This window comes from Flavobacterium sp., assembly GCF_031381455.1.
In the GTDB taxonomy this organism is placed as follows: Bacteria; Bacteroidota; Bacteroidia; order Flavobacteriales; family Flavobacteriaceae; genus Flavobacterium.
In genome coordinates, this window is record NZ_JANMXZ010000005.1 from 1 (window position 1) to 11842 (window position 11842).

Here is an 11842-nt window from a genome sequence, read left to right on the forward strand (position 1 = left end):
AAACTAATTTAAAATGGAGCAATTAGATGATTTGATGGATAAACTGGGCAGCGACAAATTTTGTGCTGTTACGGTTTATGACAGGGATACTTCCAAGCCGATTTTTCGCAATGTAACCCACGAGCAAATAAAAAATGATTACGGTACAGCCGAAGAATTTTTCGAGAAAGTTTTTGCAGAGGGATATAAAAAATTAACCCTACAGGAGAAACGCAAAAATGGAGCAAATGCCTTTAAAATGGAGGGCGACCCTTTCGATGTAAGTTTTGGAAGTAATGCTGAAGCACAACCAGAACAGACCGCCAAAAAGAAGAAAAAAAAGAAAATGAAAAGCGGACTGATGGGATTGGGTATGACAGAGATTTTCGATTTGAAAATGCAAGCCTATGACAGAGGGGAACTCGCTAGAAAACTGGAAGAATCACAAAGGGAAAACAAGGAACTCAAAGCCAAAAACGAGGAACTCAACGAGGAAAAATTGCAAAAGCGGTACACCAAAGAAAGCAACGACAGTTTAAATAATATGCTTTTGGGCGTTGTCAAACAAGCCCCAATTATTTTAAAAGGGCTAGGGTTTAATGTGCCTGTTGAAGCCAATGGTTTAGGAGTTGCCTCTACCGATAATATTGAAAATGATACTTATTCAGAGGTTAAAAAATCGTTTTTGGAAACTATAAAAACCCTAGATGATGATACGATTGCACTTCTACAAGTCATCTATCAAAAAATCAATGAAAAGTCCGAGAACAATGTTTTCTCACAAGAATTATTTGAACTATTACAACAACATCAAATGCTAGTATAATGAGCGCAATGACTATAAAAACAAAGGAAACGAACCCTTTCAAATTACAGAAAAAAACAAAACTGATACAGGCTCTAGCGGATTTGGATAATGAGGTTTTGGAAAAGTTAGTAGAACTTAAAAACTCCCAAAAAGCAATTGAAATGGTAACAGATGCGCAGAGTTGGCAAACCATTAAAGAGTTCATAATGTAGGTTGAGTTGGAGTAGCTTGTCTGTAAGCTCCATTTACAGGCAAGTGAAACAACTACAAAGAAATAGCATTGGGTTGGTGTGTAGGATGTGAAGTGTCCATCGCTTAAAGAGTGTGTAAAAACAGAGCCAAAAATAATTAAAACTAAACGGAGGTTGATTTGAAGTAAAACACATTGGAATATGTGACCTACTTCGGTAGAGGGTAAAAGTCCTGACCATTTAAAAACTTCATTTCAATATTGAAAAGAACCTGTAAAGGAGTGAAATAGATTCTCTGTTTGGTTTTATCCAATGCCAAAAAAAGTAAAAAATGAAAAAGCAAGGTTTACATAATCCCGCAATAATGGCAATCGCTTCATCACCGCAGGGGCAAAAAGCAATCGCCAACACTCTTGACAATGCCAATAATACGGTAAATGCAACTGCTTCAATAGTAAAGGGAGTACTCAAAACAGGCTTTTTTTTAGGTGTTGGCTATTTCGTTTACAAGAAGATATTCAACGGATTTTCCTCACTAACTGAAGACAGAAGAGAGAAGCCAAGTAATATTTCAAGCGGAATGGCAAAGAATAAAGCCGAAGCGATTTTTAATGCAATGTACGGTTTGGGAAATGGTTTTAAATCGGTCAAGCAAAATCTAATGGGAGTTAATCACAACGGATTTATTAGGATTTATAATGAGTTCGGGCAAAGAAAAGGAGTTAATCCATTATCCAAAAAAATGACAATGATAGAATGGTTTGCCGACCAGTTTAACCCAAGCGAACTAATGGAATTACGCTTTTTAATACCACACTTTTTTTAAGATGGACAGCTCAAAAATAATCCCTATCTCGATAGGAATTGCAGGATTGGGAATAATGCTTTTTGCAGTTTCACAAACCAGTAAAAATAAAAAAGCGGGAGCGTATTTAGATGCCAGTTCTACGGATTCAAGTTTCAACGCCAAAGAAGTAGCCACGATGCTTTTCAATGCAATGAAAGAAGCCAATTTTACTAATACTGAAAAGCGTAAAACCATTTTTACAGCACTTACTGGAGTAACAGAGGCGCAATTTTCAAAAGTGAATACAGCCTTTGGAACTAGGTATTACAACACCCTTACAGGCAACACTTATTTTGCCGTTTGGCAAACTCCAACCAAGCACCCTTTAAAGGTTTGGTTAAAAGAAGAATTAAGCACAGAAGATTACCAATTATTAAAATCAAATTATCCAAAACAATTATAAAAATGACCACAGAAGATAAATTATGGATTGGTGGCGGGATAGCCCTAGCGGTAGGTGGTGGTATCTATTATTTTGTTCAAAAAGGTAATGATAAACAGCAGGATTATATTGAAGAACCAATAGATCCTACACCGCCTATAAAAACCCCAACATTGGCTACCAATCCAATTAAGGCACAAACTCCAGTAAAAACCCAAACACCAGTCAAAGCTCCAGTAGTTGCCGATAATTTCAGATACAGTATTGGACAGGAAGTAATGGCAACAGGATTTTACGGAACAAAAACCTACGATGCAAGAAAAATGGCTGATGGTAACTATATCAGTGAGGGAATCCGAAAAGCTACTTTTAAAAAGGGCGATAAAATCGGAACTATCATTTGGGTTGGATTAAGACCTGACGGAACGTATCGCTATGTAGTACAAAGAAACGGTTTACTTCTCAATGATATTTATTGGATTGCTGACCACGATGTAATAAAACCAGTAGGTAAAATATACCCAACAGTTTCAGCGGTTAGCACATCAAATCAGCCGGGTATTGATAAAGGCAAATTGCTAAAAAAAGGAAGCAAAGGTTTAGAAGTAAAAGCCTTGCAGACACTATTAAAAATAAAGGTTGATGGAGATTTTGGGCGCAATACTGAAAATGCACTATTTACACAAAAAGGGGTTAAGCAAATCAAACTAAATGACTTTAAATAATGAATACAAACGCAACATTATGGCTTTCTCTTGCAGTAGCAGGGATTTTGGTCGTTGCCACTTTGGATAATGAAACAAGTCCCGAAGTTATAAAGGCAGAAGACAAACCAATTGAAGAACCCAAAAAAGTAGTATTGTAATGGATTTTTTACTGACAAACAGCATCACATTTTTAAGCATTTTTAAAAAGTATGCCATCAATACCCCAAGACGGATTGCACATTTTTTGGCACAGGTTCACGAGGAAAGCGGAGGATACGTAAAGTTCAACGAGAGTTTGAATTACACACCGCAAGGGCTTATTAAAACTTTCGGCACTAATCAGATTTCAGTTGCACAGGCAAATCTTTACGGCAGAACCACAAAGCACAAAGCCAATCAAGAAGCAATTGCAAATATTGTTTATGGTGGCAATTGGGGAAAGGTAAATTTAGGAAATACACAGGTTGGCGATGGTTGGCGTTTTAGAGGTCGGGGATTAATCCAGTTAACAGGAAGAGCCAATTACCAAGCCTACAAAGATTATTCGGGGCATGATGTTATTGCCAATCCCGATTTAGCTTCAAGACCTGATATAGCCATTGATATTGCGGGTTGGTTTTGGTCGGTTAGGTTCAAACTTAATCCGATTGCCGATAAAAACAATATCAATTCTATTACCGAAAAGATAAACGGAGGCTTAACCAATTTAACCGAAAGAGTAAAACAACTCAATTATTACATCACTGTTGATACACTAGGGATATTAAAAAAAAAAGTCAAGAAAGCACTCCTATTTAATCCCCATTACAATTTTTGGTCTGGGCTTTTCAATCTTAATCAGTAAACTATACAAGTAATGACAAAACAGCAAATATGGGAATGGTTCGCCAATCATTCCAAACAGATATTAGACTTTCTATTATTCCTTATGCTCGTGAGTATGGGAGCATTTGTTAAAGTATTAAAGCAAGTAAGACAGGGAGCAAAAGCCTCTTGGAAATGGTTTTTAGCCGAAGCAATTGTATCATTTTTTGTTGCGCTGCTAGTGTATGGCTTCTTTGACCAGTTCTTGCATACAAACAAACTTTTTACTTATGTGGTTTGTGCTTGGTGCGGTTCATTCTCTACCATTTTCCATAAAAGAATGGAAGATTTACTAGGGGCAATATTCGACAAGCTAAAACAATTAGTAAGTGAAAAGACAAGTCTTTAACAAACTGGTAGAAGTTGCCAGTCTGTACTGGGGTTTTGATTTTATCCACCTCTTTGAAGCAACCGAAATGTTCTTATTTACCCTAAAATCCACTTTTAAAAACAGCAATAATGAAAAAGACAATCACTAAATATTTTACAATTTCTCTTTTACTGGTATTACTCTCTTTAGTTTTTATCGGTTGTTCTTCAGCTAGAAAATACAAACAAGAAAACACACTTCTCAAAAGTGAAATTCAAAAAAGAGACAGCCTAAAAAGTGTAATTATTAATCAGGCAATAGATGATAAATTAATTACTCCAGTTGTTCAAAGTAGTACTGGAAATCCTGTTTTGGATAGCCTAGTAAATGCAAAGGTTGACGAAATCTTATCAAAGCTAAATACTTCCAAGAACTCAGGCGATAACAGCTATAAACTCATTTACGATAAACTAGCCAAGCAACTAGAGTTTTACTCGAAAATGGCACAAACTAAAAACGAGAATACCGCCACTAAAACCACCAATGATAAAACAATCATTCAGATAAAAAAGATACCTGTTGAGATTGTAAAACCATTATCAAAACTAGAAAAATTTTTAATGGTATTAGGGATTGTAACACTGCTTTTTCTAGGATATAAAACAGTTGTTTTCATCAAAAATAAAACAAGTTTATGGGTATAACAGCAAAGCACATTGTCATTGCTGGCGCACTGGTAGGCGTTGGTTTACTATGGTACAAAAACAAGGTAAATAAGTGGAAAGAAACTATGGGAAAACTAAAAGCGTTACCGACAGGGTTTAGAAATTTTGACATCAATTTTAAAAGAATGCGCTTCAATTTAGATGTAACACTTTTCAATCCGACCAACGATAATTTTAGCCCTGATGGTGTTATTGCAGTAGTCAAAAGAATTGTCCTAAAAGACAAGACAGCCAAACGGATTGCCACTATTATAGTAAACAAATCCTTTGTTGCAGTTCCCGCCAAAGGCAAGTTTGTATTAAAAGATTTGACTGTTGAGATTCCGATACTGGAGAACCTTTCCAATATGGAAAGCCTGGTAAAAATTACAGGGATAAAAGACATTCAAATTGAAACCATTTTAGGGGTTTTAGGCAAGGAATATTCAATAATTCAATAGTATGGATTTAGTACAAGCATTTAATAATCTGAACGGAAAACAAATTTCCCGAAGCGCACTAAAAAAACTTTTGGCTAGAGCCAAAAAGCAAAATCATACGCTTATTTCAAAACGTATCACAAGTGTACTAAAACAAAATAACGATTCTGTTTTCACTATTGAAATACAAGATTTTATTAATGAATTAGGACTTAGTGGCGCAGAGCAAAGTATCATCTTACCATCGTTAGAATATCAATCCGAACCCGATTCAGAGGGCGGTTTAAATGGAGTTTCTCCCGATGATATTTACAGCTACATAACTGATTTGATTATCAACACCATTGAAAAGGTCGGGCATTTGCCTTGGCAAAAGGATTGGGTTGGTTCGGGAGCTGACGGAACAGCTAAAAACTATGTGAGCAAAAAGGAATACACAGGAGCCAATTTTCTACTGAATTTCGATGTGAAATTTGATGAAGACGGCAAAGGGTATCTAGTGCCTATAAAGTTTGTTCAGCCTTACTATTTAACCTTTAATCAAATCAGGGAAACTAAAGCTTCATTGAAAAAGGATAGTAAAGCAAGACGAGTAATTTATTACACTATGATTTTCAATTATGACAATGGCACATTAAAATTCAAGACTACCGATAAGGCAAAGTTTACCGAGTTTGTAAAATCTCACGGACTAACCAAAGAAGATTTGAAAGCGCATTTAGTGAAAATCCCAGTAATTAAATATTACAATGTTTTTAGGGCTGATGATTGCACAGGGCTAAAATTCCCAAGCGACAAAACAGATAGTAAAAAGGTCAATCCGATTGAACAAGCGCAGGTTCTTATTGATGGATATGAAAACCCGCCTACTTATACTTTTGTTGGGGATAGAGCCTATTATCAACCCGCTACCGATACGCTTAATATGCCTAAAATAACTGCCTTTAACAAAGAGGCATCTTATTACTGCACCTACTTTCACGAGCTGACCCATTCGACAGGAGCAAAAAAAAGATTGGACAGGGATTTCTCCGGAAAGTTTGGTAGTAAAAATTATGCTTATGAAGAACTAATTGCAGAATTGGGAGCAGTCTTTATGTGTTCAGAAGCAGGGATATTGTTTCAAACAAAAGAGAACTCGGCTAAATACCTTAAAAATTGGAATACTGTTTTAGTTACTGAATTAGAGAACGACAACCGTTTTTTTCTCAAAGCTTCGGCACAATCTCAAAAGGCAGTCAATTATATTTTAAACAGAAATTCCGATAGTGAAAAAGAAGCAGAAGAGGAAAAAAAGGAAGAGCCAGTAAAGAAAGTAGCTGTAAAAGTTCCAGTAAAGAGACCCGCTAAAATCAAGGCTAAAAGCAAAACTAAACAAGGGGCGCAATTGGATTTGTTCGCAGGACTGGGAGCAAAAGCCAAAACTAAAAAAGCTACTGTAGTAAAGAAAAAAAGAGTTGTGCAAGTATTAGGAAAAAACACTACTGGAGTGAGTGAAAAAGCGCTTCCAAAGGATCGGAATAAAAGTTTGAATCAGTTGGAGAAATTAGGGTTTGTTTCTGCCAATTCAGCACCAAAAGAGGCTAAAGATGTTTTTGTATTGGGTGGAGAGATTGGTAAGTTTTTGCAAAAGCAACAACCACACAAAGCACTCATTCTAATTAAAGGAAATAAGCACAGTTCAAAATCACAGTTGGCCATGCAGATTGCTAATGCTTTTGGAGAGCAACAAACGCCAGTAGCGTACATCGATTATGAGCAAGGTGGAATTGAGAGCAAAGACACACTAGACAGCATCAACCGAAATACGAGCGAGAAAGGTCGAAGATACATAGCTATAAAAGGTTATTTAGAAAAACCCTTTCAAGAATTGCAGGATTTCTGTAAAGTGGTTAAAGTTATTATAGCGGATTCCGTTACAGATTTAAAAATTACAGCAGACCAACTGAACTTTTTAAGAACAACATACCCAAAAGTAATTTGGTGCTTTATATCTCAAGTAAAGGAAAATGGGGCGATGTATGGCGGTAACAAGATGGCGCACAATCCAACTTCTGTAATTCATTGTTCCTCGCATCAAGACCCAAAACAAAGGTTTGCAACACTTGAAAAAAATAGAGGAAACGACCTCACTTTTAAATACTCGATGTATTACAAAAAGGTAGTAAGTGAGCCGACAGAAGCAAAAAGTAAAAGGAAATTATCGTTTAAAGTTAAATAATTAAAATTCAAAATCATGGTAGCTAAAAAGACAAAAACAAAAAAGAAAAAAAGTATTACTGCTAAAAAAATGTGTAGTAGAGTAATTCAAAGAGAAGGAGTTAAAAGAGACGGAACACTTAAAAAGGGTTTCAGATATGCCAAAGGTGGTAAAATTGTAAAGGCAAAACCGAAAAAATAGGTTTGAATTTACTAAGTTTAGATAGCCGTATTGCAGAAATGTAATACGGCTTTTGTGTTTTAATTATGGTACGAAAAGCACCTATTATTTATATATTTACAAATTCTAAAAAAATAACAAACCAAAATGAGCATAAACATACTTAAATACGAGAGCGATATATGGAAAACCGCCGATTTGCTCATAGGCTCGGGAATCAAGCAGAGCGAGTTTCCTAAATTTATGATGCCCTTCTTTGCTCTAATAATGGTAGAAAGTAGATTGGTTAGGGAAGCCAAACGACTAAAAGAACAGATTGGCGATATAGACATGGATGATTTCGTAGAAATGTTTGAATTGGAAGGATTGGGATATAACGATTTTGTAATTAGAAAAAATAAAACTCTAAAAGATATTTGTAAAAATGACAAAGCTTTTGATGTTGATTTTCACGCTTATTTAAAAGCATTTGACCCAGAAACAAAATACTTATTAGGGGTTGATAAAGGAACTGAAGAAGAAAAATTTTTAGACATTTCGGGAGTTAGCGGACAATTAAAAAAGAAACGAGTTTTATTTGAAACGGTTCAAACTTGGAGTGAAATAGATTTAACACCTTTCAGTAATTCTGAAATCACCACTTTAGAGGAACACATCAAAAGAAAATGGGCTGATATTTCTGCTGAAACTGCTGGAGAGCAATATACACCAGATGATATTATTTCATTGATTACCGATATTATTATTTCAAAGACGGAGGATAACGAAAGTTTTTTAACCTTATATGATCCAACGTGTGGTGGAGGAAATCTACTTTTTGGGGTAGAAGACAAAATCAAAGAAAAATTTAAAAGACCCACTAAAACATTTGGCGAAGATTGGAGTGATAGTTTATTCGCATTAGCAAAAATTGAAAGTCGTTTTAGAAACGATAGTGATATTCGTTATGGCAATACGCTGACCAATATTTCATTTATCGAAAAACAATTTGATATAATTGTTGCTAATCCGCCTTATGGTGTCGATTGGAAAGGCTATCAAAAAGATATTCAAAATGATACCACAGAAAGATTTGTCGCCTTACCATCAATATCTGACGGGCAGTTTTTATTTACCCAACACATTTTGTATCAATTGGCTAATGATGGTTTAGCAGTTGTGGTTCATAATGGGTCTACATTGTTTAGTGGCGATGCGGGTAGTGGCGAGAGTGCTATTCGTAAGCATTTCTTTGATAACGATTGGGTAGAAGCCATTATTCAAATGCCAACAGATGAATTCTTCAATACTGGAATTTATACTTATTTGTGGGTTTTCAACAAAAACAAATCAGTTGATAGGGAGAACCAAGTAATACTTATTAATGCAGCGGATTTATTTGTGCCTTTAAAGAAAAGTAAAGGAAAGAAACGCAAGGAAATGAGCTTTGACAACAGAACTGAAATTGTAAATGCGTTTACGGCATTTAAGGATAATGACTTTTGTAAAGTATTTGATAAATGGCATTTTTATTATAATAAACAAAGCATCATGCTGACGAATATTGATGAGTTTGGAAAAGCTATTGAAATGCCAAATAAAGTTTCCAAAGATGGAATAGTATCAGAAGAGAAAAGTATCAAGTTAGATGTAAAAAGTATTTTGGTAGTTGACAGCTTCAAAGAAAACGGAATGAAAGCCATCAACACAACCGAAGTAACTGAATTTGATAAAACAGCTTATTCCAGTTTGACCAACTATTTCGAGAAATATTACAAAGCATTCGTAAATGATTTTGATTATAAAGATGATGCGTTTATATTATTTGACATTCAAGGCAATTCATTTACGTATGACAACGACAAAGAAACCATTGTAGTAAAAGACAAAAACCAAAAAGAAAGTTTTTTGGGAAATGGTAAAATAGTTATCAAATCTTCCTATAAAAAGGCATCAAAAACCAAAGCAGAACACATTTTGGTAACTGCCGAACTCACAAAAGACCTTCAAAAAGATTATGAAATTATTCCTTACAGCCCCATTGAAGAAACAAACCAAAATTACATTGCCACTTTTATGGCAAAGTATATAACCAAACCTTTTGAGTATTTAGATAACACTATTGGTGTGGAAATCAATTTTAACAAAGTATTCTACAAGCCGGAGCAATTAAGAGATATTGTCGAAATAACTGCTGACTTAATGGAGTTGGAAAATCATTTAACTATCCTTGAAAATGATTTGGGATTATGAGGAAGTATGATGATTACATATATAGTGGAATTGAATTGTTCGGACAAATACCTCTGCATTGGGAAGTTAAAAGGTTAAAAAATATTTTTTCTTTTTCTAAAGGTTTGACGATTACAAAAAAAGATTTATTAGAAGATGGTGTCCCTTGTATTAACTATGGCGAAATACATTCTAAATATGGTTTTGAAGTTAATCCAAGTAGACATTTTCTTAAATGTGTTGATGAAAATTACCTTATAACATCAAAATCATCATTGCTTTCAAAAGGGGATTTTGTTTTTTCAGATACATCAGAGGATATTGATGGTTCTGGAAATTTCACCTATCTAAATAGTGATATTAGAATTTTTGCTGGATATCATACAATAATAGCAAAACCAATAAAAGTATATAGTTATAGATACTTAGCTTATTTATTAGATTCGTTAAAATTCAGAAATCAAATACGTAGCAATGTTGCTGGTATTAAGGTATATAGTATTACACAAGGGTTATTAAAACGATTATATATCTTTTTACCATCAAGTGATGAACAAACACTAATTGTAAATTATCTTGACAGTAAAACTCAAGCCATTGACAAAAAAATAAACCTGCTAACACAAAAAGCCAGTTATTACAAAGAGTATAGGAAAAGCTTGATTAATGAAACTGTTTGTAAAGGTTTGGATAAAGATGTGAAGCTGAAAGAAAGTGAAGTACATTATATAAATAGTATTGCTAAACATTGGAAAACAGAACGAATTAAAGATTTATTTAATATTGGAAGAGGTAGAGTTATTGGACAAGAATTATTAGTTGAAGATGGAAAATACCCAGTATATTCATCTCAAACAGAAAACAATGGTTGTTTAGGATATATTGAAACTTATGATTTTGACAATGACTTATTAACTTGGACTACTGATGGAGCAAATGCAGGAACAGTTTTCAGAAGAAGTGGAAAATTCAATTGTACAAATGTTTGTGGTACATTAATTCCAAAAAGAAAAAATTTAGATTTAGATTATGTTGTTTATGCGTTACAAGAAAGTGCTTCACACAATAAACGAATAGATACAAATGGTGCAAAAATTATGAATAATGAAATGGGAGTTATCAAAATCGTATTTCCATCATTATCAGAACAAACACAAATAGCTGATTATTTAGACAAAAAAACCCAGACTATTGATAAATTAGTTTCCAATATCAATGCTCAAATTCAAACAATGAAAGAATTACGCAAAACATTAATCAATGATACAGTGATAGGAAAAATAAAAATAGTTTCTTAAAAAGAGAAACGCCTCCACTAGGGAGGCGTCGGACTAAAGATGCTATCTTTAGTGTTGTTCTTGGGTACAAATATACAAGTTAAAACATAATATACAAATTATGAACCAAAAAAAAGAAAGAGTTATAGCATACATTGATGGGTTCAACCTATATTTTGGTATGAAAGAAGCGGGTTTTGATAACTGCCGTTGGCTTAATGTAAAAAAATTAGTAGAAAGTTTATTACAACCTAATCAGGAATTAGTAGAGGTAAAATACTTTACAAGTAGAGTAAGTAATAACCCCGATAAACAAAAAAGACAATCTACTTACATAGATGCCTTAGAGAGTTTAAAAATCAAAATTTATTATGGAAACTATCAAGATGGTGCTACGGAGTGTAATAGATGCGGTCATATTTGGAGAACTGCCAAAGAAAAAATGACAGATGTAAATATTGCAACCAAAATAATTGCCGATGCCTTTAGAGACGAATATGATATGGCAATGCTAATTTCCGGAGATAGTGATTTAACACCTCCAATTAGAGAGGTGCATGAGCTTTTTAAAAATAAAAGAGTTTTTATCGCCTTTCCTCCTAAGAGACACAATTCGTCAATGGGATTAGTTGCGAAAGGTTCCATAATGATTGGCAGAAAAAAATTAGTAGACGCACAATTTGATGAAGAAGTAATCAGTAAAACGGGTTACAAATTGAAAATTCCTAACGAATGGAAATAA

Annotated in this window: 16 protein-coding genes; all 16 read left to right on the top strand. The window is 34.3% G+C overall.

Translation table 11 applies throughout. The features are described 5' to 3' along the window. Positions 1–13 precede the first annotated feature (13 nt). The 16 genes from RMN97_RS01040 to RMN97_RS01115 all read left to right on the top strand — a co-directional run bounded on the left by RMN97_RS01040 (position 14) and on the right by RMN97_RS01115 (position 11842). Positions 14–805, top strand: a complete 792-nt coding sequence (locus RMN97_RS01040) for a hypothetical protein (protein WP_309612667.1) — start codon at positions 14–16, stop codon at positions 803–805. Beyond that, complete coding sequence (locus RMN97_RS01045; RefSeq protein ID WP_309612668.1) at positions 805–999, top strand: hypothetical protein; 195 nt, start codon at positions 805–807, stop codon at positions 997–999. The genes RMN97_RS01040 and RMN97_RS01045 overlap by 1 nt, the downstream gene beginning before the upstream one ends. 310 nt (positions 1000–1309) lie before the next feature. Then, a complete protein-coding gene (locus RMN97_RS01050; protein ID WP_309612669.1) occupies positions 1310–1804 on the top strand; it encodes a hypothetical protein in 495 nt (164 codons plus the stop codon). Position 1805: 1 nt separating this feature from the next. Next, on the top strand, positions 1806–2228 hold the full coding sequence (locus RMN97_RS01055) for a hypothetical protein (RefSeq protein WP_309612670.1): 423 nt from the start codon (positions 1806–1808) through the stop codon (positions 2226–2228). Between the two features lie 2 nt (positions 2229–2230). After that, a complete protein-coding gene (locus RMN97_RS01060; protein ID WP_309612671.1) occupies positions 2231–2932 on the top strand; it encodes a hypothetical protein in 702 nt (233 codons plus the stop codon). After that, a complete protein-coding gene (locus RMN97_RS01065) occupies positions 2932–3072 on the top strand; it encodes a hypothetical protein (RefSeq protein ID WP_309612672.1) in 141 nt (46 codons plus the stop codon). Before RMN97_RS01060 ends, RMN97_RS01065 begins: the two co-directional genes overlap by 1 nt. Beyond that, positions 3072–3758: a glycoside hydrolase family 19 protein gene (locus tag RMN97_RS01070; protein ID WP_309612673.1), complete on the top strand. Its 687-nt coding sequence runs from the start codon at positions 3072–3074 to the stop codon at positions 3756–3758. The genes RMN97_RS01065 and RMN97_RS01070 overlap by 1 nt, the downstream gene beginning before the upstream one ends. A 12-nt stretch (positions 3759–3770) precedes the next feature. Continuing rightward, positions 3771–4127, top strand: coding sequence for a hypothetical protein (locus RMN97_RS01075; protein ID WP_309612674.1), 357 nt, complete (start codon positions 3771–3773; stop codon positions 4125–4127). Then, positions 4108–4257, top strand: coding sequence for a hypothetical protein (locus tag RMN97_RS01080; protein WP_309612675.1), 150 nt, complete (start codon positions 4108–4110; stop codon positions 4255–4257). Before RMN97_RS01075 ends, RMN97_RS01080 begins: the two co-directional genes overlap by 20 nt. Beyond that, positions 4238–4792: a hypothetical protein gene (locus RMN97_RS01085; protein ID WP_309612676.1), complete on the top strand. Its 555-nt coding sequence runs from the start codon at positions 4238–4240 to the stop codon at positions 4790–4792. Before RMN97_RS01080 ends, RMN97_RS01085 begins: the two co-directional genes overlap by 20 nt. Next, positions 4783–5253 carry a hypothetical protein gene (locus RMN97_RS01090; RefSeq protein ID WP_309612677.1) on the top strand — a complete coding sequence of 157 codons (471 nt, stop codon included), beginning with the start codon at positions 4783–4785 and terminating at the stop codon, positions 5251–5253. The genes RMN97_RS01085 and RMN97_RS01090 overlap by 10 nt, the downstream gene beginning before the upstream one ends. 1 nt (position 5254) lies before the next feature. Next, on the top strand, positions 5255–7453 hold the full coding sequence (locus RMN97_RS01095) for a zincin-like metallopeptidase domain-containing protein (RefSeq protein WP_309612678.1): 2199 nt from the start codon (positions 5255–5257) through the stop codon (positions 7451–7453). Between the two features lie 15 nt (positions 7454–7468). Beyond that, positions 7469–7633 (top strand): hypothetical protein, encoded by a 165-nt coding sequence (locus tag RMN97_RS01100; RefSeq protein WP_309612679.1) that lies wholly within the window; start codon positions 7469–7471, stop codon positions 7631–7633. Positions 7634–7759: 126 nt separating this feature from the next. Then, positions 7760–9844 (top strand): N-6 DNA methylase, encoded by a 2085-nt coding sequence (locus tag RMN97_RS01105; protein ID WP_309612680.1) that lies wholly within the window; start codon positions 7760–7762, stop codon positions 9842–9844. After that, positions 9841–11121: a restriction endonuclease subunit S gene (locus tag RMN97_RS01110; protein WP_309612681.1), complete on the top strand. Its 1281-nt coding sequence runs from the start codon at positions 9841–9843 to the stop codon at positions 11119–11121. Before RMN97_RS01105 ends, RMN97_RS01110 begins: the two co-directional genes overlap by 4 nt. A gap of 100 nt (positions 11122–11221) precedes the next feature. Then, on the top strand, positions 11222–11842 hold the full coding sequence (locus RMN97_RS01115; RefSeq protein WP_309612682.1) for an NYN domain-containing protein: 621 nt from the start codon (positions 11222–11224) through the stop codon (positions 11840–11842).